The 22,662-nt window shown below is 32.7% G+C and carries 28 protein-coding genes; 8 read left to right on the top strand and 20 right to left on the bottom strand.

Features of this window, described 5'->3' with window-relative positions:
* The first annotated feature begins 28 nt into the window (after positions 1-28).
* Both B8869_RS06980 and B8869_RS06975 read left to right on the top strand, forming a co-directional pair.
* Positions 29-931, top strand: coding sequence for a DMT family transporter (locus tag B8869_RS06980; RefSeq protein ID WP_084230918.1), 903 nt, complete (start codon positions 29-31; stop codon positions 929-931).
* Between the two features lie 153 nt (positions 932-1,084).
* On the top strand, positions 1,085-1,711 hold the full coding sequence (locus tag B8869_RS06975; RefSeq protein ID WP_084230917.1) for a hypothetical protein: 627 nt from the start codon (positions 1,085-1,087) through the stop codon (positions 1,709-1,711).
* A 48-nt stretch (positions 1,712-1,759) separates the two neighbouring features.
* Here B8869_RS06975 and B8869_RS06970 read toward each other — a convergent pair whose 3' ends face one another.
* The 9 genes from B8869_RS06970 to B8869_RS06930 form a co-directional block, all read right to left on the bottom strand.
* Entirely contained in the window at positions 1,760-1,987 is a 228-nt protein-coding gene (locus tag B8869_RS06970) for a M20/M25/M40 family metallo-hydrolase (protein WP_327083040.1), read from the bottom strand.
* Positions 1,988-2,161: 174 nt separating this feature from the next.
* Positions 2,162-3,127, bottom strand: coding sequence for a dihydropteroate synthase (gene folP, locus B8869_RS06965; RefSeq protein ID WP_084230916.1), 966 nt, complete (start codon positions 3,125-3,127; stop codon positions 2,162-2,164).
* Between the two features lie 106 nt (positions 3,128-3,233).
* Entirely contained in the window at positions 3,234-4,067 is an 834-nt protein-coding gene (locus B8869_RS06960; RefSeq protein WP_084230915.1) for a hypothetical protein, read from the bottom strand.
* A gap of 51 nt (positions 4,068-4,118) precedes the next feature.
* Positions 4,119-5,129, bottom strand: coding sequence for a 3D domain-containing protein (locus B8869_RS06955; RefSeq protein WP_084230914.1), 1,011 nt, complete (start codon positions 5,127-5,129; stop codon positions 4,119-4,121).
* 179 nt (positions 5,130-5,308) lie between these two features.
* Positions 5,309-5,932 carry an NUDIX hydrolase gene (locus tag B8869_RS06950; RefSeq protein ID WP_084230913.1) on the bottom strand — a complete coding sequence of 208 codons (624 nt, stop codon included), beginning with the start codon at positions 5,930-5,932 and terminating at the stop codon, positions 5,309-5,311.
* Positions 5,929-7,050, bottom strand: coding sequence for a patatin-like phospholipase family protein (locus B8869_RS06945; RefSeq protein WP_084230912.1), 1,122 nt, complete (start codon positions 7,048-7,050; stop codon positions 5,929-5,931). Before B8869_RS06945 ends, B8869_RS06950 begins: the two co-directional genes overlap by 4 nt.
* 26 nt (positions 7,051-7,076) lie before the next feature.
* Entirely contained in the window at positions 7,077-7,529 is a 453-nt protein-coding gene (mscL, locus tag B8869_RS06940; RefSeq protein WP_084230911.1) for a large conductance mechanosensitive channel protein MscL, read from the bottom strand.
* Positions 7,529-7,960 carry a deoxycytidylate deaminase gene (locus B8869_RS06935; protein WP_084230910.1) on the bottom strand — a complete coding sequence of 144 codons (432 nt, stop codon included), beginning with the start codon at positions 7,958-7,960 and terminating at the stop codon, positions 7,529-7,531. Before B8869_RS06935 ends, mscL begins: the two co-directional genes overlap by 1 nt.
* On the bottom strand, positions 7,957-8,565 hold the full coding sequence (locus tag B8869_RS06930) for a ribonuclease H1 domain-containing protein (protein ID WP_084230909.1): 609 nt from the start codon (positions 8,563-8,565) through the stop codon (positions 7,957-7,959). The genes B8869_RS06935 and B8869_RS06930 overlap by 4 nt, the downstream gene beginning before the upstream one ends.
* Before the next feature lie 100 nt (positions 8,566-8,665).
* Here B8869_RS06930 and B8869_RS06925 point away from each other — a divergent pair, with 100 nt between their 5' ends.
* The gene (locus tag B8869_RS06925; protein ID WP_084230908.1) at positions 8,666-9,559 is read left to right on the top strand and encodes a fructose bisphosphate aldolase; all 894 of its coding nucleotides are present in this window, start codon (positions 8,666-8,668) and stop codon (positions 9,557-9,559) included.
* Between the two features lie 34 nt (positions 9,560-9,593).
* On the opposite strand, the gene B8869_RS06920 is transcribed toward B8869_RS06925, so the two are convergent.
* Entirely contained in the window at positions 9,594-10,571 is a 978-nt protein-coding gene (locus tag B8869_RS06920; protein ID WP_084230907.1) for an aromatic acid exporter family protein, read from the bottom strand.
* A 122-nt stretch (positions 10,572-10,693) separates the two neighbouring features.
* Here B8869_RS06920 and B8869_RS06915 point away from each other — a divergent pair, with 122 nt between their 5' ends.
* Positions 10,694-11,836, top strand: a complete 1,143-nt coding sequence (locus B8869_RS06915) for an MFS transporter (RefSeq protein ID WP_084230906.1) — start codon at positions 10,694-10,696, stop codon at positions 11,834-11,836.
* Between the two features lie 59 nt (positions 11,837-11,895).
* Here the strand turns inward: B8869_RS06915 and B8869_RS06910 are convergent, their stop codons facing one another.
* Both B8869_RS06910 and B8869_RS06905 read right to left on the bottom strand, forming a co-directional pair.
* A complete protein-coding gene (locus B8869_RS06910; protein ID WP_200805970.1) occupies positions 11,896-12,537 on the bottom strand; it encodes a DUF542 domain-containing protein in 642 nt (213 codons plus the stop codon).
* Between the two features lie 77 nt (positions 12,538-12,614).
* On the bottom strand, positions 12,615-13,295 hold the full coding sequence (locus B8869_RS06905; protein ID WP_084230904.1) for a Crp/Fnr family transcriptional regulator: 681 nt from the start codon (positions 13,293-13,295) through the stop codon (positions 12,615-12,617).
* Between the two features lie 168 nt (positions 13,296-13,463).
* Between B8869_RS06905 and B8869_RS06900 the strand changes: the two genes are divergently transcribed.
* From B8869_RS06900 to B8869_RS06890, 3 genes are read left to right on the top strand one after another with little or no spacing between them, the layout of a single operon-like run.
* Positions 13,464-13,832, top strand: coding sequence for a GntR family transcriptional regulator (locus tag B8869_RS06900; protein ID WP_084230903.1), 369 nt, complete (start codon positions 13,464-13,466; stop codon positions 13,830-13,832).
* Positions 13,832-14,701 carry an ATP-binding cassette domain-containing protein gene (locus tag B8869_RS06895; protein ID WP_084230902.1) on the top strand — a complete coding sequence of 290 codons (870 nt, stop codon included), beginning with the start codon at positions 13,832-13,834 and terminating at the stop codon, positions 14,699-14,701. Before B8869_RS06900 ends, B8869_RS06895 begins: the two co-directional genes overlap by 1 nt.
* Positions 14,702-14,704: 3 nt before the next feature.
* Entirely contained in the window at positions 14,705-15,418 is a 714-nt protein-coding gene (locus B8869_RS06890; RefSeq protein ID WP_084230901.1) for a hypothetical protein, read from the top strand.
* Positions 15,419-15,666: 248 nt separating this feature from the next.
* Here B8869_RS06890 and B8869_RS06885 read toward each other — a convergent pair whose 3' ends face one another.
* Positions 15,667-15,993 carry a phage holin family protein gene (locus B8869_RS06885; RefSeq protein WP_084230900.1) on the bottom strand — a complete coding sequence of 109 codons (327 nt, stop codon included), beginning with the start codon at positions 15,991-15,993 and terminating at the stop codon, positions 15,667-15,669.
* 148 nt (positions 15,994-16,141) lie between these two features.
* Between B8869_RS06885 and B8869_RS06880 the strand changes: the two genes are divergently transcribed.
* Entirely contained in the window at positions 16,142-16,492 is a 351-nt protein-coding gene (locus tag B8869_RS06880) for a transposase (protein ID WP_234989776.1), read from the top strand.
* A gap of 241 nt (positions 16,493-16,733) precedes the next feature.
* Here the strand turns inward: B8869_RS06880 and rbr are convergent, their stop codons facing one another.
* The 7 genes from rbr to yfcC form a co-directional block, all read right to left on the bottom strand.
* Positions 16,734-17,321: a rubrerythrin gene (gene rbr / locus B8869_RS06875; RefSeq protein ID WP_084230899.1), complete on the bottom strand. Its 588-nt coding sequence runs from the start codon at positions 17,319-17,321 to the stop codon at positions 16,734-16,736.
* A 117-nt stretch (positions 17,322-17,438) separates the two neighbouring features.
* Positions 17,439-18,764: an MATE family efflux transporter gene (locus B8869_RS06870; RefSeq protein ID WP_084230898.1), complete on the bottom strand. Its 1,326-nt coding sequence runs from the start codon at positions 18,762-18,764 to the stop codon at positions 17,439-17,441.
* Positions 18,765-18,912: 148 nt separating this feature from the next.
* A complete protein-coding gene (locus tag B8869_RS06865; protein ID WP_084230897.1) occupies positions 18,913-19,173 on the bottom strand; it encodes a DUF2700 domain-containing protein in 261 nt (86 codons plus the stop codon).
* A 421-nt stretch (positions 19,174-19,594) separates the two neighbouring features.
* Positions 19,595-19,891, bottom strand: coding sequence for a hypothetical protein (locus tag B8869_RS06860; RefSeq protein WP_084230896.1), 297 nt, complete (start codon positions 19,889-19,891; stop codon positions 19,595-19,597).
* A gap of 15 nt (positions 19,892-19,906) precedes the next feature.
* Positions 19,907-20,359 (bottom strand): S41 family peptidase, encoded by a 453-nt coding sequence (locus tag B8869_RS11775; protein ID WP_200805969.1) that lies wholly within the window; start codon positions 20,357-20,359, stop codon positions 19,907-19,909.
* A gap of 6 nt (positions 20,360-20,365) precedes the next feature.
* Complete coding sequence (locus B8869_RS11770) at positions 20,366-20,701, bottom strand: S41 family peptidase (RefSeq protein ID WP_200805968.1); 336 nt, start codon at positions 20,699-20,701, stop codon at positions 20,366-20,368.
* 8 nt (positions 20,702-20,709) lie between these two features.
* Positions 20,710-22,425 carry a putative basic amino acid antiporter YfcC gene (yfcC, locus tag B8869_RS06850; protein WP_084230895.1) on the bottom strand — a complete coding sequence of 572 codons (1,716 nt, stop codon included), beginning with the start codon at positions 22,423-22,425 and terminating at the stop codon, positions 20,710-20,712.
* Positions 22,426-22,662 lie beyond the last annotated feature (237 nt).

Below are 22,662 nucleotides of genomic sequence, written 5' to 3'. Positions count from 1 at the left end.
ATAGTATAATACACTAAGGTGAATTAAAATGGAAATACAAGCAAAGAATAATTTAAAACTCGGATACTTTTTAACTATTTTAGGAGCGATAGCTTGGGGGTTCTCAGGAATATGTGGCGAATATCTAATACAGACCAGCCACATGGATACAGGTCTTATAGTCTACTTGCGTTTGACTATTGCCGGACTACTTCTATCTCTAATATCAATCTACAAATATAAAAAAGAATCCTTGTCAATTTTTAAAAATAAAAAAGATCTGTTGAACTTAGTAATATTTGGTGTTTTTGGCGTGCTGTTCTGTCAGTATTCCTACTTGTCCGCCATAAAATATACCAATGCTCCAACTGGAACTGTGCTTCAATTTTTGAGCAGTGGTATTATAGTTGTCTATGTATGTCTAGTGGAGAAGAGACTTCCAAAAATTATTGAAGTGTTGGCAATTGTTCTGTCGCTTCTTGGAGTGTTTGGACTCGCTACTCACTTCCATCTCAACGCTCTTGTAATAAGTCCTCTTGGACTCTTCTGGGGAGTCATGGCAGCCACAAGTGTAGTAATATATACATTAATACCAATTAACCTAATGCTAAAATATCCTAAGTTTGCAATCATAGGTTTTGGTATGCTGATTTCAGGTATTATGTTCACAGTATACTTACAACCTTGGAACTATTCTATACCTACTGACTTCATTTCGATTTTGGCGTTGCTTGGAATGATATTCATAGGTACAGTTTTTTCATTCTCCTCATTTCTAATCGGAGTCAGCATAGTAGGCCCTGTAATGGGCGGGCTTATAGCTGGTCTTGAAGCTGTGGCTTCACTACTATTCTCCATAGTTTTATTGGGACAGACTTTTACAATTCAAGACTTAGTGAGCATAGCGCTTGTAATGTCTTCCATAGTAATTTTAAGTTTTAAAAAAGATTGATGCCTAAAAACATCAATCTTCTTGCTTATTTTTTCAAAATATTTTCTAATTCAACATTTATTTCACTTTTATCCAGTGCTATCCCTAAACTTATATAGAAATCGTTTGCATCGATTTGCATTTAGAGTATCATTTTCTTACGGAGGTGTAAATATGAAAAAAACATTTTTTTATATTTTTTTATTATTAATTTTACTTAATTTAAGTGCTTGTACGAATAATAACCCAGAAGAAGATAATCAAATATCATTAGATTCTTTCTACGACGTAAAATATATTCCGACGTCTTTTGATAATGTTAAAGGTTTTAAGGAAATTCGCAATAATACTTATATATCTGACGAATATTCCGACTTACAAATGTTAGAAAATGACCTCAATCAAAAGTTCCTACACTCAAATTTAACAGACAACAATGATGTCGTATACGTATTAATGAGAGAAGAAACTATGAGCCAATTATTTATTCTGCCCAAAACATATGATAAAGATGCCGATGGTATGCCTGTAATAATTTCTCCTGCTAGTTCTCCTAATATCACAGTAAAATGGATTAGTGATAGTCAGCAAAATCCTGTTCCTAATGAACTTTTAGGTCTGTTTGAAAAAGCTGAGGAGTATTCACTAAAAGGTACCGATATACTTATCGTAAAAACCATTTCTAATAACCCTCGTTATTCAGCATTTTTTAAATATGAGAATAAAACTTATAGACTAGAATACTTTTCAGATTTAGACACAATTAAATCTTATATAAATAGTTTCTTTGAACAAATATAAATTAAAAAGCTAATGGACTCATTTACTAAATCCATTAGCTTTTGTTAGTTATTGTAAATATTTTAGAGCATATCTTACAAAGTATTCTATTCCAAGTTTCATTGCTCCCTCGTCTATTTCAAAACACTCATTGTGTTGAGGAAAATATCCCTTATCTCCCGCTCCGCATAACAATAGGAAACAACCTGATATATTCAAAAGATACTTTGCAAAATCTTCTCCGCCCATTAGTTTTGGATAGTTTTCAATATAATTTTCTCCAAACACTTCTCTTATAAATTTTTTGTCTTTAAAAATAATTTGAAATCAAAATATAAAACTCCGATTTCACCATTTATTTCATTATAACTATAAAGAGTTTTTATTTCTATACAACTTTAGTTTTATCCGTTAAGAACTCTATATTAAAATAGAGCCGACCTCAAAAGTCGGCTCTGTTTCTAAGATTTTTTATTTATTTTTATATGCACCAAAATTTATATTTTCCATCTCATCTGCCATTCTCACACTATCAGAAATGCAAGATGCCATCAAGTGAGGTTTTATAGTGTGCACTCTCAACACTTCAACACCTTTAAATGCAGCTATGGCTGTTAAAACAGCTGAACTTTGGTCTCTGTTTATACTTCCTTCTTCTGTTTCAAAGTCTGTCTCAAAACCATTTTCATCTAAGATGTTCATTATAAATCTTTTTCTTGATACTCCAAGGAATGTGAAATATCCCATTTCTCTTATTACATCAATTTTATTTATCAATTCTAAATTTTCTTTTTTAGTCAAGCCAAATCCTATACCTGGATCAAGCATAATTCTCTCATCTTCAATTCCATATTGTCTTGCAAGTTCTAAACTTTTTTCAAAGTACTTTCTCATCACATCCACAATATTCATATCTTCATAGGACTTTAATTCTGCTTCTGAGAAAACTCCATCTCCACCAAATTTAGGAAATACCTTTGAGCTTAGGTGTTCCGGCCTTGCTATTACGGGATTGAACATCACTATAGCGCCCGCATTAGATTCTCCAATGACCTTTGCCATATTCAAATCTCCCAAGAAACCTGTTATGTCGTTTATTATATCTGCTCCAGCTTCTATTGCGGCTTTTGCAACTTCACTCTTCCAAGTGTCTATTGAAATTGGAACATCTACCACTTCTTTAATCGCCTTGATAGCCGGTACAACTCTGTTTATCTCTTCTTCTATCTCAACATAAGTGCTGCCAGGTCTTGTGGATTCTCCACCAATATCCAACATAGTGGCTCCCTCTGCAACTAATTCCTTCGCTCTTTTAACTGCATTTTCAACTGCATAGTATTTTCCACCATCGGAGAAAGAATCCGGAGTAACATTTATTATCCCGCAAAGAATTGTACTTCCTCCACTTTGAATTTCCTTGTCTCTATACTTGAACATTTTATTAAAACTTCCTTTCACAATTGTAATAAAATCTAAACTCTTGGCTCTAATTTAATCTGTTTAAATATTTTATACCAGCTAAGTCTATAGAATATCAACAAATTTACTTTTTTAAAGCCTTATTAAGCTTTATAACAGTCCTCAACAAATCAAAAGATATTGTTAGAATTAAAAGATAATACACAACACTAAACTGCGTGTTGTAAAAATACATCTTTAATATTGTGCTGAGTAGCAACAGTGCTCCAACATCAGTGGTCACACTCAACATGGTTATAAACTTTCCGTAGTACATTTCAGATATTCGGCTCACATCTCTTAAAATTATCATAAAAAATATTATTTGCAGAGATTTTGTAAGTGGCTCTATCGAATTTATATCCGAATAGATTATGCTCAAAAATATAAACAAACTGAACACAAACATAAATACATATTCACTATTGTCTTGAACGTACTTATCTCTTGTGAAGTATAATTCATCTATAGAAAAATCTTTCACGAGTGAGCTCATTATCCTCACGTCTTTTATCTTCTCCGTTATAAAACTGGTGAGCACTCCCGTAACAAACACTGTGAGGAATAAAATTTTAACCACATTTACAATTTCAACTTTATTTCCAAATTTCCCCATAAATCCGTACAAGACAGTTGCTATGGCTATTTCTATGAGCATAATCTTTAAATATTTAAAAAATATCTCGTAGTTTTTGCCCGATATCAATATATTTTGCTTAACTTCATACTGCATAGAAAAGTTGTACGGGCTTCCTATGTTAAGTAAAAAATCTTCAAGCTCTTCATATGTATATTCTTTTCCAAGTTCACTTTCAACCATAGATTCTAAATCATCTGTGGCTCTTATTGAGTTTTCATAACTCATGTACTTTACCATCTGATTTATGTATCTATTTAGTAAGTCCGATTTATCTTTCATAACTCCCCCTTAAATCGGATTATAACACAAAAGGAGCCTTTCGGCTCCCATCTAATCTAATACATATACCTTAACATTTCTTCTGCCAAACTTATTTGCTTGGGCATTGGTATTGTAAAATAAATCTATTCTATTTCCTTTAATAGCTCCACCTGTATCTTCTGCAACAGCATATCCATAAGTTGGGAAGCCATCCATTGACTCTATATATAGTTTTGAACCTAGAGGTATAACTCTTGGGTCAACTGCCACTGCTCCAACTCTTGCTCTTGTTCCCATAGCAGTTTTTGATCCTGCTGTTGGGTCATAAGCTGTAGCCTGCATAACTATAACCTTTTTAACATTTCTTCCGTTTAGTGAAGCTGCTTTTTCTACTTGAGGTCTTTCTTTAGTTCCTCTTTCAACAATTGCATTCACTGGTGCTTGTGCCACAACAGAATTTAAAACATCTATTGAAACCATTTGGTTATTTACAAAAGTATGTTGTATTGTGTCTATCTTCTTACCAACTATACCTTGTTGAATAACTTTTTCTTCACCCTTGAACATTTCAGCATTTTCTCTGACTTCTGTTTCAAAAGGAATATCAGTCGAAACATCAAAAGACTCTCTGTAAACTCTCTCAATTACTATTAGAGTATCCGGATTTACAGGTGTCTTTAGTGCCGGTGTAACTACATCATCAGCATCTACTTCTATCTTTAAATCTTTAAGTATATCTCCAACATTATCTCCTATGGCTTTTACTTCTTTAACTTCTACGCCATCTTGAATTTTGTAATTTTTTGGTGCTTTTATTATTATGTCCATATCATCAACAAGCTTTGTGTCTAAACTTGGTTCTACTACTTCTTTTTCTTTTAACTTGATTCCTTCGTTTTCTAAGAAATCTCCAACTGTTGATGTATATGTTACTATTTTACTTTCTTTTCCATCTATAATAAGACTTACTTCCTTACTCATTATAGTATTAAAACCTAACGTGAAGGTTGAAGAAAGAATAATTGCTCCTATTGCAAAAGTTAGGACTTTCTTCTTCCAATCTCCATGACTCAAATTCATAAATCCTCCTACTCTAAAACGGTTACTGATTTGTAATCTTTGTAATCGTTTTGTAACTACTTTCCGACTTTGTTAGTATATAAGAGTTTTACAAATTTGTCAACTTTTTGTAACCTTTTAAAATTTTGTGATTAATCTTCCCACAAAACTCACTATATGTTACGATTTTTTATTCATTTTTAAGAGTTATTCCCACATTTTAAACTTTGTATGAAATTATATGTCAGTTTGGCGGTGAATCCCCATATAATTTTTCCTTTGTATTTATAAAAATGAACTCTATCCATTCCTCTTTTGAATTTATAATTCTTACCATTTGGAATCAACTCATAGGGAAAATCTTCCGAGCTGTTAACTTTCAAATCCAATTCATATATGTCCGGTTCATTTTCTAAAAAGTATTTTAAAGGAACGTAGAACACACTATCCACTTCATCTCTGCTCGCTTTTATCTCAGCTTCATCCACATTTAGTTTTCCAACTACAGAATAGATTATTGCATGGTATGGGTTTATTAAAAAGTCACCCTCTGCCACCACTTCAACCTTATCTTCAGGAATGCAAAGTTCTTCTGAAGTCTCTCTTATCGCCGCTTGAATGTAATCTTCTCCATCTTCTATTCGTCCGCCTGGAAAACTTATCTCCCCCGGTTGATTTCTAAGAGATTTACTTCTGATTTCATACAATAAATTTAATTCCCCATCAATTTCTATCAGAGGAATTAAAACGCTATATTTATTTTTTACACCTATTGGCCCAGGTGCGTGGTCTTTTAAAATCGACGATATGTCTTCTATTTTCATCGCAATACCTTATTCATCAAAACCTTTATATTAAAAGCATTCAACAACTCTTCAGGCAACTTTTCAAAATCGCCCTTGTCTTTTAATATTTCTATAAGTTCTTTCACATCATATATCTTTAAATATTCTAAGTTGTGCTTGTTTGCAAAATATTCAAATATACCCACCAAGACATCAGCATATTTATAGTTGTTCTCCAATTTTAAATTGGCAGCTATTGCCGGCAAAAATTCTTCATAAAATTTTCTGTATTCAGATTCAAATTGTAGTTTTGAATATTCCTTAACTTTATTAAAATATAGTTCTCTTAAGATTTTGTCCGCCTCATACTCTTCAAATGGTTTTACATAGTATTTTTTACCTAACAAACCCTTAAACTTTTTATATGTGTCAAAATATCCTATTCTCATCAGCTCATCAGATTTGTCCGGATTGAAGCTCATGGTGTCTACATATTTTTCACTCGGAGCTATTATTATTGAATCACTCGGCATCATCATATTTCTAAAATCATTTGGATTTGCTCTTAATATTACAGGTCTCATTCCAAGTCTCTCTACCATATTATACGGTATTTGATTTGCAAATCCCCCGTCTAAATATGACTTACCATTTATCAATTCTCTTTTAAAGATTGGAAGATAGCATGAGGCTATTATGTAGTCACATAGTTGCCCTTCTGGTATATCCTCAACAAACTTTTCTTCTACTATTCTGTCAGTTAAATTCACGGTGACTAATCCGAATTTCACCTTAGAATTTCTTACTTTTTCTTCGTCTATGTATGTATAGACAAGATTCTTTAATGGATCCAATGGAATTCTCTTGCTATTTAGATTGTCCACTAATTTTTTTAATCCATGAAACATATTGTTATCTTGTTTTTCTTCTGCTATTTGAGCTATCTGTCTGTTGTCATAGTAATCTGAAAGCCCTGTGTTTCTCCAAACTTCCATTGCAATTTTGGCATCTCCCATGGCTATCATGGCTCCATTTATTGCTCCTATGGATGTACCTACAACAGCATCAAACTCATAACCTATTTCCTTTAAAGCAAAATAGGAACCTATTTGATAGGCTCCTTTTGCTCCTCCACCTTCTAATACTAACCCAAGCATAATATCCCTCTCTTAAGTACCATAAATTAATTTAGTTCACTTGTACAGTGAGGACATCTTGTTGCATCAATAGCAATTTCAGTCTTGCAATGAGGACAAACTTTTGTTGTTGGTGCAGCTTCTTCCTCTTCTTTTTCAAATTTCTTTTTAATATTATTTATTTGCTTAACCATAGTAAAAATTACAAGTGCTATAATTAAAAAGTTTATTACATTTCCCACGAACGCTCCTATTCCCATAACTGGAGCTCCTGCTTCTTTAGCTGCTACAAGTGTTGCGTACTTTGAACCGTCAAGTGTTATAAACATATTATCAAAGTTTATTCCACCTGTTATATATGCGATTACCGGCATAATCACATCGTCTACTACAGAGGTAACAATTTTACCAAATGCTCCCCCAATTATAACTGCTACAGCAAGATCCATTACATTGCCACGAGCTATAAATTCCTTAAATTCCTTAACAAAATTACTCATTAGTTTCTCCTTTGTATTTGCTTTAATTCAACTTCGTTGTCTTTTATGAGCTTTAGTGCATAATCATCCACTCTATATGCGTCTCTGTAGTATATGGCTTTTATACCTGCTTGAATTAAGGCTTTTGTACAGTTTAAACATGGAAAGTGCGTTACATATGCAGTGCACCCTTTTACACTTATACCCTCTTTTGCACAATATAAAAGAGCATTCATTTCTGCATGTATTGTGGCAATGCAGTGTCCATCTCTCATAGTGTGACCTATTTCATCACACTGTGGGTTTCCAGATAGCGATCCATTATAGCCTGTAGAAACTATTCTGTGTTCACTATTTACTATTACACATCCTACAAATGCTCTATCACAAGTAGATCTTGTGGCAACCATCTCTGTTATCTCTAAAAAATATTCGTCCCAACTCTTTCTCATTTCGCACCCTTTGCAAGCTTATCTGCAAGTTCATTGAATTCAACTCCAGTGTGTGCTTGCACCTTTATAAATTCAACCTCTATTTTATCTTTAACTTTCGCATAAAAATCTCTATAGTTTTGAGTAGAGACTTTATTTGCCTTCCAACTTCCAACTGCCCAGCACTCTATTCCCATGTAGTCATAGTGGAGATATATTTTTTTATACCCAAGCTCCAAAGCTCTTTCTATTGCAACTTTAGAACCCATTATCTCTCCGGCAACATTTCTCATAGATGCATCTTCTGCGCCGAAAAACCTCTTGCTGTCAGTTTCTATTACATTCACTCCATCAGTCAGCACCATGCCGTATGAGTAGCTCTTTTCGTTTTTATCATAAGACCCATCTACGTAGGCTATTATCTCTCCGTCTTTTATAGAGCTTACTATTTTTTTATCTTCTGTTTTGTTTTCTTGAACTTTACCACCGATAAATGCCTCTGCTTCTTCTCTTGATGGAAATTTTTTGTACATTGCTCCGCCAAATCCCATCACTTGCTTTTTGCACTCGTCCCATGTGGTGAAGATACCAATTTCTCTTCCTTTTTTTACTGCGTAATAATTCATAATACTCCTAAATTTTATTTGTCTTATTGTATTATATCAACCTTTATTATACAACACTTAAGGTTTATGATATACTTAAAACAAATAAAAGGGGGATAAAATGAATCAAAATCAACTCGAACAAATGAAATCTAAAGATGGATTTATTGCAGCTCTTGACCAAAGCGGTGGATCCACTCCAAAAGCACTTAGACTATACGGTATTGAAGAAAGTAGCTATAACAGTGAAGAAGAAATGTTTGAACTTGTTCATGAAATGAGAACAAGGATTATAAAAAGTCCTGCTTTTAACGGCGAAAAAATCCTTGCTACAATACTTTTTAAAAGAACAATGAATTCAAAAATTGACGATATGTACACTGCTGACTATCTATGGAATGAACTTGGAATAGTTCCTATTCTAAAGATTGACGAAGGTCTTGCTGAAGAAAAAGACGGCGTTCAACTTATGAAAGAAATGAAGAGCCTTGATGAACTTCTTGAAAATGCAAAAGAACGTGCTATCTTTGGAACTAAGATGAGATCAGTTATAAAAGAATTTAACGTTGAAGGAATTAAAGCTGTTGTTGCTCAACAATTCGAATACGCTAAGAAAATAATGGCAGCAGGTTTTGTTCCAATTATCGAACCTGAAGTAGACATCCACTCTGAAAAGAAAGAAGAAATTGAACAAGTTCTTCACGATGAACTAAAAGCTCAACTTGAAGTATTAGATGCTGATGCAAGACTTATGTTCAAACTTACTCTTCCAGAAAAGAACGACCTTTACGAAGACCTTTACAACTTCGAACAAGTTGTTAGAATCGTTGTGCTTTCAGGCGGATATTCAAGAGAAGAATCAAACGCAAGATTAAAAGCTAACCACAGATTAATTGCTTCTTTCTCAAGAGCACTTTCTGAAGGTTTAAGAGCAGACCAAACTGAAGAAGAATTCGACACTATGCTACAAGCATCTATCGACTCAATCTTCGATGCATCTGTAAATAAAAACTAAAAATAATCTAAAAAAGAGAGGTTGTCCTCTCTTTTTAATTTGCACTTAATTCTTTAGCTTTCATAACATTATCATAAGCATTTCTAACGTCCACAAACTCTTTAAATTCCAAATAGGTTCTAAATAGAGTAGACCTCATTTCAAATTCATCTCTTGTCTCCGGCAACGGAAGATTCTTATAAAAGATATAGAGTTCTTCAAGTCTGTTGACTATATTGTCTGTAAGTTCAACCTCACTGTTTATTCCGTCTTCTAAAACCATAAGTTCTGCAAGCCCCTTGCCTTGTGTAAACTCCGGAGGCATATACTTTAAGTTTTCAAACATTCTTCTCAATATTCTTATCTGTTCAGTTCGCATTGTCAAATATATAGTTAAATCCGAACTCTCTTCATAGAACATATTTTCCCTTTCACTTTTTAAAAGTTTCTCTGCCAACTTCAAATCTCTATCTAAAATGCTAAATACAACCTCACCCTTCATAAGCGGCATATCTTTTGTAATGTAGTTTGAATAGTGCACTAATATGGCTCTTATTCTCTTATCTATTTTGTTTAGCACACTTTGAAGCTCTTTAGAAGCTGATGGGAAATACCAGTTAGATATCAGTGCAAATCCAGAGCCTATAACCACCAATATTATTTCATTTATCAAAAGCCCACTATCTATCGCATTCGACAACAACAAGTGCGTCACAAGTACACTCGAAGGCCCAAGCCCTATGTCTATTTTGAGCCTTATTGAAATCGGCACAAATAGTACCAAGTATACAACATAAGCTAAAAAATTGTATCCAAATATAATAAAACAAATGCTACCAATTAAAAGAGCCAACACTGCCGATGACATTCTCTTGCCAATCCCTTTTAATGTTGCTTTTTTAGTGTCCATAACACTTAGTATTGCTATTATTGCAGCAGCAGTAGGATATTTTAGCCCCAAAAATTCTGCGACCAATAGAGATAAACCAGCTGCAAAAGCTATCTTTATAGTTTTTAGTCCTGTTATCCGCATAACTCACCCCGCTTTTATTTACCCTAAGACTTAAAGTTTCAAAATCTATAACCCAAACAGTATTGTTCTAAAATAGTTTTGTTATAAGTTCTCTTTTACCTTATAATAACTATGAGGTGTTTATGAAAAATCTTAAATTAAAATATTTTTTAACTCAATCGATATTTTGGATGTTAATGGCTTGTTTAACATCTTATATAAATGTAACTTTGACAGGCCGTGGCATAAGTGTATCTAAGATCGGAATAATTGCTGCTATAGGAAGCATTATTGCCGCTTTTTTCGGCCCGTTTATTTCTCAAATGTGTGAAGTGTCTAAAACTAAAAAAGAACGTGAATACATGATATTTGTAATATTAATTTCTATATTATCTCTAATATCATCACTTATATTTCGCAGTCCAATAATTGCCGTTCTCATTTTAATTTTAATACCAAATATATTAATAATCTCACTCCAACCTCTACTAAATAGCCTTGGAATGACCTATATGCAACTCGACCATACAATAGACTTCTCCAAAGCTCGTGGCATAGGTGCTTTTTCTTATGCAGTGTGCTCATTAGTGCTCGGGAAAATGAGTGTTGGAAATTCAGATATGCCTATAATATTTTCAATAGTCCTATTCACAATACTCTTTGCGATAATGCTATCTCAACCACATATTGAAAAAGTTGAGATAGCAGAAATGCAAAATAATTTTGTTGAACAAGACACTCCTTTCACTAAGAGAGAAGCTTTTGCAGCAATAGTAGGTGTGATTTTACTATTTGTTTTCTATCAAATAAACCACTCCTTTATGCTTCAAATAATGGAGAGTTTGGGAGGTAATTCATCACACATGGGACTTGCATTTTCAATAGCTGCCTTTTCAGAGACCATAGCTATGTTCGCACTCCCTCTGTTCTTAAAGAAGTATAATCTAATCTCCCTATTTAAATTCTCAGCTTTGATGTTTATATTAAAAGGTATATTGACTTACTTCTCTCCATCTGTTGGCATACTCTTGGCAGTACAATTCTCTCAAGTAGTAGGATTTGGAATCTTCACTCCGGTTTCAGTTTATCTATTCAGTAGAAAATTCCCACCGTCTATGAGAATAAGAGCTCAAGGATACCTAACCAGTTCAATCACTCTTGGAGGAGTGTTCGGACTGTTAAGCGGTGGAATACTTGTTGAGAATTTGGGAATAGGAAACACAATTTTAGTTTCTATGGCATTTGCTGTAATAGGTACAATCTCAATATTTACAATTAAAAAATAAAATTAAAAGTAGCGGAACTCAACTAAACCGCTACTTTTTGTATGTCTAAAACTTTTTAATTATTCAAATAAAACAGAATTCTCTAAAAATATATGTCTGTGTAAATCTTTTTCAAATTCTCTCATAAGCTCAAATGTCGCTCTGTATGTGTTGCATCCATCTTCCGGGGCAGTATATGAATTAGTGGCAAAGTCTAATCTCTCCAACAACGCTCCAGCTTTTTCATGCTCTGCTATCAAACTTGTAAAGTCCGCCACTCCTGTATCTAAAAAATCTACAAAATCTTCTTTTTCTTCCTTTGCAAAATGCGGTATTAGTGCTGACTTCAAAGTTAAAAATATTTGATACACTTCCTCTAACTCTGCTCCGTGGTTTACATAGTGCACATTTATCAACTTTCTCAAATTAGAATCTATTCTATCTATCATCTCAAGCTCCGGCACATGATGATTTCTTACAATATAGTCTATTAACTCTGCTTTAGACAACTTTATTACATCTTCCAAAGACTCTTCTATTCTCTCTTCTTGTCTATTCAAAAGCTCAATGTATGAATCAATATCAAAGTTTATCTCCTCTATTGCCTCAGCTAAATTTTGATTGCCTCCACAGCAATAGTCCAGTCCTGTATCTTCAAAAACTCTTGCAACATTTGGATTTTCTTTTAAAGCTTCCGCTATGGTCATATTTTTATTTATCATAATTCTCCTCATCAAAGTTTATTCTCTTAACTTGACTTAAGTATATAAAGATTAAGAAACCAAAACGTTGATTCAAATCAACTTATGATATTTTTTAATCCATTTCTATCTAAAACTTTAATCTTGCTCTGTCCCTCTCGCTCGATTAAAGAAAGTTCAATTAAATCTTTTAATTTTCTCGACACAGTTTCCCTACGAAGATTTATGCTTGCAGCTATATTATCGATTGTAAGTTCAATATCTCCATGAGTTCTCTCGTCTATCTCCAACATAAAATTCACAAGTCTTATTAGAGCATCATTCTCTTGCAAAATTAAATTTTTTTCATTAGCTCTTTTTAATTTACCTAACAACGAACTAATCAAACTGATGCCAACTTCATAATTTTCACTCACAAGCTTTACAAAATTCTCTCTTGTCACCTCGCACAGTTTTACATCCGTCACACAAACTATATTGTATGGAAAAATTTCATCATTCATGAACAACTCTTCACCAATTGCATCTCCTCCAACTAATATGTCTTGGATATATTCTTTACCGTCAATTCCTATCTTTGAAATTTTAATTCTTCCCTCTCTAATTAGAAAAATTGAACTTATTTTATCCCCTTCATTTAAAATTACATCACCCTTTTTTCTGCTGGTATGTACCGCATCTTTTGCTATCTTTCTCTGCAGTTCATCATCCAACATAGAAAATAATTCAACTTCTCTTGCACACACATTGCATCCGCTACACGATTCTCTCTTTATCAAATCTACACCTCCATTGCGAACTATACCTTTATTAAATACTTACCTTTATTTTAAAATCATTACTCTCTATCTACAAAATTTTTTAATTTTTTATTGACACAGAAAAATTAAGGTGATACTATTCACTTAGTTAGTTAAGTAACTAACCAATCTGCTTGGAGGGTTAATATGGAATTTACACAAGATAAACCCATCTTTCAACAAGTTGCAGAATTTATAGAGAATCAAATTTTAGATGGACTTCTACTTCCAGAGGAGCAGACACCATCCACTAATGAGTTTCAAAAAATATATGAAATAAATCCGGCAACTGCTCGTAAAGGCTTAAACCTTTTAGTTGATGAAGGGATAATTTATAAAAAGAGAGGCATGGGTATGTACGTAAGCCAAAATGCTAGAGAGATAATACTTACTAAACGTCAAGAGGAATTCTTCAACACACATATTCCCCAAATAATAAAAGAACTTCAACGTTTAAATATAACACCAGCTCAATTAGTTAGTGAAATTGAGAAAAGACAAACAGGAGGTAAATAATGTTAAGTGTATATAATTTAAATAAAAAATATGGTTCTAATATCGTGCTTGATAATATAAATTTTGAAATAGAATCTGGGAAAATATACGGGCTCTTAGGTCGAAACGGTGTTGGTAAAACCACACTTCTAAAAATTATGTCGAATCAGATCATTTCTTACACAGGTGAAGTTAAATTAGATAGTGAAATTATAAAGGAGAATCAAGCAGCAACCGAACAAATTCTATTTGTTAGCGAATTTATGATTCCGGACTCAATGAAGTCTGAAAAAATAAAAAATGTACTATCTGCAGTTTCAGCTTTACTTCCAAACTGGAATGAAAAATATAAAGATGAACTGTTGGCTGATTTTAAATTAAATCCTAAAACCACTTTAAAGAAACTTTCAAAGGGAAATAGAAACCTTTTAAGTCTTATAATAGGTCTCGCATCAGGTGCTAAATATACTCTATACGATGAGCCATCAGTTGGTCTTGATGCAAACAATAGATATAAATTTTACCAACATCTTATGAAGAGCATGGAAGATAGTAAAAGAACTGCCATAATCTCAACTCACATAATTGATGAAGCTGAAAACATCTTTGAAGATGTAATTATCTTAGAGGATAGCAAGGTAATGCTAAACGATGACATCTCAAATATTCAAGAAAAAGCATTGTCTATAACTGGACCTAAGGGAGAAGTTTTAAGAATTTTAGATGGTAAAAATATAATTTCCGAAGAAAATATTGGAGCTTTGTGCATAATATCTGTATTTGACAACATATCTACTGACGAAAGACAGAGATTAAAAAATGCAGGTGCTGAAATCACAAATCTTCCTCTACAAAAATTATTTATACATTTAACAAATAAGGAGGCTTAATAAATGAATGCTTTAAAAAATACATTAAAATTTCAAACTTCAAGTTTCTTGAAAACTCTAATCACTTCAAATTTAACTGGTATAGCTGTGGTGACAGGTTTAATGATTTTGGGAATTGTAACCAATTCAGATACAACTATAGTATCATCAGACCCTGACTACCTACTTCCTAAATATTACGCAATTTTAGTTGTATACTTAACGGCTATAGCAATGGTTTCAGGTGTAGTTCTAATTTCTAAATGTTTTACAATCTTCTATAAAGATCTAAAACTCAGCTTACGCCTTGGTATAACACGTAAAAACTTTGTACTTTCAAATATAATATTCTTCACACTCACTATCTTGGTGTTCGCCGTTCTTGGAATGATAGCTTCAAGAATATTTGCCTTTTCATTGGCTCAAGCTCCAAGTGGTGCTGATATACAAATGTTGGAAGAAACTGTAAACTACTCTAAAATAGCTAATATTATATTTACAATTCTATTCTTTGTGGTTGGAACGTCTAATATAACTGCCGTTTTAGTTTTCTTGTTACGTTGGAAATCAGTTGCTGTATTTGTCCTACACAACATTCTTTACGCCACTGTGGTTAAATACCAAGAATTAATAGACTATACCTTCTACAATTTAAATTTAACTCGTGGAATAATATTCTATGTAGTATCTTTAATAATAATCTCAATAACTATTCTAATGCATAATGATGACAACTAAATCTTGGCATATAACTTTGACACACTTTCAATAAAAAAGATCGGTAGTTCCCTTTCATAAGAGAAACTACCGACCTTTTATTTTTTACTATCTTTAAAAGTTTCAACAATATAATTAAGCGATGCCACCAACATAGTTGCTAATATAAGTCTAAAAAATATATTCTTCTCATCGCTTAGTAAATTTGAAAAAATTACAAAAGCTATAAAATAGTAGCTTATTTTTAAGTGCTTTTTTATCTGCATGGATTATCTAAAAGTCTTTTCACCAGGTATTGCAGCACTCACAATTCCAAGCACAGCTGCGCCAATTAAAGAGCCAATTATTCCTGCTGAAAATCCAGAAACCAATTTGCCTGTTATATAGATTACCAAAGCTCCAACTAAGAAGCCTGAACCGCCTCTACCGGCTGGAGATTTTTTTAAATCAGTATAGTTTCCTATCAACCAATCTAATCCACCCATTACAATTGCTGCCATTATCGCTGCGGAAAAGTTTGAAACTCTCATCGGGCTTAACGCCGCTGCTATAGCTATTGCAAGAGCACTTACCAATATTTTAATTATTAATTTCATTTCTACCTCCGTTTGTTCTATCTTATACCACTTTTTATTTAATGTAAACTCAAATAAACCATAAAACGGGGCTGTTGCAAAAGTCCCATCATAGAAAAAAGACTAGCAAACATAAACATCCTCGTCTTTTTTTTGATAAAATGGATTTATGAAAACCTTTATAAATACATCATTATTAATTAACCATACACTAGTTAAAGATACAATTCAACTAAGATTAAACTTTAATACAGAAATATATATTCAAAATGATGTAAAACTAAGGCTTGTAAAAAATATAATAGAAAGGTTAAACTTAACAGAACTAAAAAAAGTCTACTCATCATTTAGAAGAAAACCCACAGTAAATCCATTAACCATGCTAGAAATAATAATATACTGCTATTCAGAAGGAATATTTACATCAAGAGAAATAGAAAAATCATGCAAGTATGATTTAAGAATAAGATACCTCCTAGATGGAAATATGTCTCTTATCAATAGAGCTAAATTTAAATAAATTAGCCTCAAAAATAGAAAATAAGAATTTAGAGATCATAAAATACAAAGCTGCTTAAGAAAAAAATATTAATTATAGCTAGCTTTATTAAGTGCACCCATTTTTATAGGAAACACTGTAAATTTATCTAAAAAATATTTTAAAAGCAAAAAACACGATGGCTAAACTTAAATACTTTATAAAAAATGATGTTACAGAGTAGAATTGTCTATTCTGCAACATCACCAATAATTTTATTTAATTAGTAAGTTTCTTTGAAAACTTCAAAGTGTGCACGTGGGTGAGCGCAAGCTGGACATACTTCAGGAGCTTCCATTCCTTCGTGAAGGTATCCACAGTTGTTACATTTCCAAATAACAACTTCGTCTTTTTTGAATACTCTATCATTCTTGATATTTTCAAGAAGTTTTCTATATCTTCTTTCGTGAGCTTCTTCTACCTCAGCCACTTCTCTGAACACTTTTGCTATTTCAGGGAATCCTTCTTTTTCTGCAATTTCTGCAAATTCAGGATACATTTCGCTAGCTTCTTCATGTTCACCATCTATTGCGCCTTGAAGATTGTCTTCAGTTTTTGAAAATACTACAGGGAAACTTCCTGTAATTTCAATAGTTTCACCTGGTTCAAAACTATTTTTTAAAAATTTATAAAATCTCTTTGCGTGTTCTTTTTCGTTTTTTGCTGTTTCTTCAAATATGTTTTGGATTTGTACATATCCATCTTTTTTAGCTTGTGATGCTGCATAAGTGTAACGCATATTTGCTTGAGACTCTCCTGCGAAAGATGCCATCAAATTTTTTGCTGTTTCTGTTCCTTTTAAACTTTTCATATTTTCCTCCTACTAAAAATAACTTTTCCTATTTATATTTATGCCCCATATCCATCATATTAAACGCTCAATTATCATTATTAAATAATTTTAATCTGCTCCAAATTTAAATCATTTTTAAAAGTAGTTGTAATTCTTTCTCAAAGCCACTATAAAAAATATTCCAGTAAGAATAGAACCTATCTCTGCAAAATTTGTCGCCCACCAAATTCCATCTAAACCATATAAACTTGGTAACAAGAGCACAAATACCACCTGTAGTATAAATGTCCTCATAAATGAATTTATTGCAGATACAACACCATTGTTAAGTGCCGTGAAAAAAGAGGATATAAAAGTATTAAATCCAACTATCATAAAAGATAGAGCAAATATCCTAAAGCCGCTCACCATCATATCTAACAAATCCAAATCATATCCCACAAAAATTTTACTTATACTAACGGCGCCTAACTGTGCGGAAACCATCAGCAAAACTCCGGAAATAGAAATTAATATAAAACTCTTTCTCAGCAAACTCTTTAGCTCATTGTGATTCTTCGCCCCGTAATTGTAGCCGATTAGAGGTGCTGTACCTATATCATAGCCAATATATGCCGAGATAAATATAAACTGCACATACATTATCGCTCCACCAGCCGCCACGCCATTCTCTCCGGCAAATTTTAAAAGTTGTATATTGTATAACATTCCCACAACTGAAGTTGAAACACTAGTTAGCATTTCCGACATACCATTTGAGCAAGATTTAGCTATCACATGCCATTCTATGCGTGTCCTTTTAAGATTTAAAATACCATCCTTGTTATACATAAAATATATTAGCGGAATAATTGTGCCCACAGATTGGCTTATTCCAGTGGCAATGGCAGCTCCTGCCACTCCCCGTTTAAAGATGGTAATAAATATAAAATCTAAAACCATATTTGTAACTCCCGCAAATACAGTAACCTTTAACCCAAGCCCTGGCTTTTCAGCTGTTACTAAAAAAGTTTGGAATATATTTTGTAGCATATAAGATATGTTAAATAGTAAGATAATTCTTCCATATACTATACAATCTTGTAACATACTCTCCGTAGCTCCAAGCATTAGAGATATATCTTTTAAAAATACAATTCCAACAATGCTAAGAACTATTCCAAGTGCTATAGAAAACCAAATTAACATAGAAAAATAATCATTAGCCAAGCTATTTTTCTTTTCGCCCAAAGTTTTAGATACGAGAGCACTTCCTCCTGTTCCTATCATAAATCCAAATCCGCCTACCATTAATAAAAAAGGAATTATAATATTTATTGCAGCAAATGAGGTCTTTCCCACAAAATTAGACACAAAAAGTCCATCTACCACCACATAAAATGAAGTGAATAGCATCATTACAATTGATGGCATACAAAATTTTATTAATTTTTTATATGTAAAATGCTCCGATAACTTCATGGCTCTCTCCAAAGATTAATAATTTATTATTGTATTATACCTTATAGGTTTTATTTGTACGTATTTTTAGAAAAAAGGCTCGGAACTCCAAACCTATTTTAATCGTTATATAGTTATAGAAATTGATTCATTCACTATTCAAGTTTTACTACTTCTTGTAATTCATCCCTATTATCATTCCTAGTAGCATGCCTATAGACATTCCAATTGCTAAATTTTCTTTTCCTAAAGCTATTCCAATTGCAGTTCCCAAACTCATGCCAATTGCCATACCTTCAGACATATGATTTTCTTCTTTTTGTTCATCTTCTTTTCTATTATTATTTTCTTTTTTCTTTACAAGATTTATTGTATAAATTACAAGAAGTCCTACTAATGCAACTGGTAACACAATTCTTATAATATCCAAACTATCAACTCCAAACATCCCAACTATAATTTCAAATAAAATTATCGAGACTTATAAAATCTTAACTAATTATGGTTGTTCTTATCTCTCTAAATTCTATTATTACATATAGAATTTAAACTTTCTCATAATCTTGAATCTACAACGTAACTATAATTAATCCTGCAATGCAAACAATCATTCCAAAAATTTGTTTTACTGTAATCACTTCTCCAAATGCAAAAAAACCTATAAATACGATAAGTTGTAAAATTAAATGCGCCACTAAATAAAAAGCAAAAACTCATACTAACTTCGTGTAAAATGTTAATAACCACAAAAACAGACACGGAGGTTAATATGAGCTATAAACATCTTACACTAAATGATAGAGATAAGATAGAGATATTAAAACAAAATGGATATTCTTCTTAGATATAACCTATTTTACTTCTCTATATAGCCTATATAGGTGCACTAAAATATATATCAAAATCAGAATAATTATTATGCCACTTACAAAACTTAAAGAGATTGTCAATTTTTCTATTAAATTAGAATATCTTGTTGCACCACTAACTGCATCGTGTTTATTAAATAAAATCTTATTCGCAATAGTCATAACAAAAGTAATGATTATTGGACTAGATACCTTTACTATTAAAGCTAAAACTCCACCTACAAATATTTTCACGACTTCTCTTATAATATTGTCTTTATTTAATGGTTTGTTTTCCATGTTGTCCTCCTAAATCTAATTAGACTCCAGCTTTAAGACTTCTTGTATACAAGGCTGGTCTATCAACGCACCTCTTGTATCAGGATTGCAAACTATGTGAGGTGTGGTCTGTTCTAATTCATTTATACTGCCACTTTCTGTTACACCTAAATCATAAGAATATCTCATTACATATCCAGTGTTAGGTAGGAGTACTTGCATAGGGTCAAAGCCTATACCGTCCCCGCCAGTTCTCTCTCCAATCAAAGTTGCAAATCCACTTTCTTTTGAAAAAGATGCCATCGCTTCGGCTAAACTGTATACTCCTCTATCTACTAACAAATAAATTTTCCCTTTAAATCTTATTGAATCCTTGTTTGGTTTTACTTCCTGTCCATACCATGTATAAAAATTAAAATCTCTTATAATCTCATTGCTTATTTCCGGAAATCCAAAAGATTTAATATCTTCTTCACTTAACTCTTTCATGTGTGTTTACTTTATTAATTTTTTATCTCTATCCGATTTAATAAAATCATACGCTTTTACACTATAAGGCTTGCTTGCTATGTAAGGATATAAGAAATTTATATAATAATTTGTATTTCCCCCTCCATTACCTCTAATATCAATTACCAACGCTTTATAGTCTTTGATTTTTTCCAAATATGGTAAAACTATCTTCTTATCTGCCTCCACTTCATGGTCTTGTCCCATTACACTTACCTTTATGTAAGCAATATCTTCTTTTATATCTCCAACTATTAATACATCTTTTAAGCCGAGCTTTTCAGGAGCATAGACACTTATGTTTTTTATTATCTTTAACATTTCTCACCCTATTGGAAATTCATCGCCACTGCTATAGACACTATTACAAAGCCCATAACCATGAAGAAAGCTTGCATTTTAATTTGGAATTTTGCCCACTTACTCCAATCAATTCCCGCTACTCCAAGCACACCTATCAAACTTGCTGAAACCGGTGTGAAAGCATCTACAAATCCCGCTCCAAGTTGGTAGCATAGAACTGCTATTTGTCTTGAAACTCCAACTATATCAGATAGCGGAGCCATTATAGGCATTGTCAAAGCTGCTTGTCCTGAGTTTGAAGTAACTACTAAGTTAAATAAACTTTGGAATATATACATTCCTATTGCAGCAACTGTCTTTGGCACTCCATTTAAAGCATTTCCAGCACTGTATAAGATTGTGTTTAAAGCTGATGGAGTGTTCGCATCTGAACCACCAAGCACCAAAAGTATACCCTTTGCCATACCAACTACTATTGCAGTTCCGGCAAGATCTGCTGCACCACTTTGGAAACTTGATGCCATTGAGTTTATAGTCATGTTGTTTAATTTAAAAATTATCGCTGTAATACCTGAAACAAATCCCATCACAAAGAATTGTGAAGCTATCTCAGGAATATAGTAAGCCTTTGAAGTAACTCCCCATATTATCCAGATCAAACCTAATAACATTTCAAGTAAAATCAATTTGTGTCCAAGTTTAAATTCTCTCTCTTCTTCGCTCACTTCAGTAACAGAATTTCTAAAATGAGCATCTGCTTCGTGCATAACTGATAACTTAGGATTTTTTCTAATCTTTTCTGCATATCTCATAAGATAAGCTGCTGATAGAGCAGTTACCACAAACCACATTATAAGTCTAAATTTAGCACCTGATAAAACTGGGATTCCCGCTATCCCTTGAGCCACTGCAACGCTGAACGGACTCATCCAAGAAACCGCATTTCCAACTTGAGATGCAACATAAGTTACAGTTACTGCAACAATTGAGTCATATCCCAAAGCTATTACAAAAGGCACCATTATCATTGAAAATGGAATAACCTCTTCTGCCATTCCAAAAGTCGCTCCACCAAGTGAGAATAAAAAGAAGAATAGCGGAATAGCCAATCTCTCCATACCCTTTGCTTTTGAAATAAAGGCATAAATTCCGGCGTCAATTGCTCCGGTGTTCATAATTATTCCGAAAGCTCCACCTACAACCAATATAAGGGCAACTATACCAACTGCTGAACCATATTTATCTCCACTAACCAAACCTTCAAATAAGTAGTTTAAAAATCCAAATCCACCAAAATCCTCAGTTCCCCAAAGCCTAGCTGTCTTGTGAAGTTTTGTGCTTGTGTCGTACATTGAGTCTCCATACATTGCATATAGCTCATCATCACTAAGCCCAACTTCGTCAAGCGCCGCTTGGTCTACACTCGACATATCGCCCGCCAAAAGAGCATTAAAAGCCTCTTTATCAACTTCTAACTCTTCAAGTTTTGCATCATCCGTTGACAATTTTGGCAACTCTTGTGATAAAAAATTATTATTTAGATTATAGCTATATCTAAAAGTTTCTGCCATTAAAACTGTCTTTGTCTTTGTCTCTCCACTTGAATCTAAATACTCCACGTCATGAGTTGTAAACTTTCCAGCTGGTACCAAAAAAGTTATCAGCCATGAGAAAAGCACTACACAAAATATGATCGCATAAGTATGCGGAGTTTTAAATTTTGTTAAATCTTTCTTATTCATAATAACCATCCTCCAATAGCTTGATTATACCACACTAAATTGATGTATATCACATCTTTAAAATATAAAATTTATACATTTAAAGGCGACTGTTTTTAATTTATATTTTAATATTCAGATAAACAACTGTTGTATTTTGGAGTTTTGTTTTTAAATAGTCCACAATTTTTAATAAGTTCGGTTAATTTGTGGATTATTTTTCTAAAATCGGCTCAAATTTTGTTAGTTTCATTCATA

It is taken from the genome of Peptoniphilus asaccharolyticus DSM 20463 (assembly GCF_900176115.1).
GTDB classification, from domain to species: Bacteria; Bacillota; Clostridia; order Tissierellales; family Peptoniphilaceae; genus Peptoniphilus; species Peptoniphilus asaccharolyticus.
This window is presented reverse-complemented; position numbering and strand designations above follow the sequence as displayed.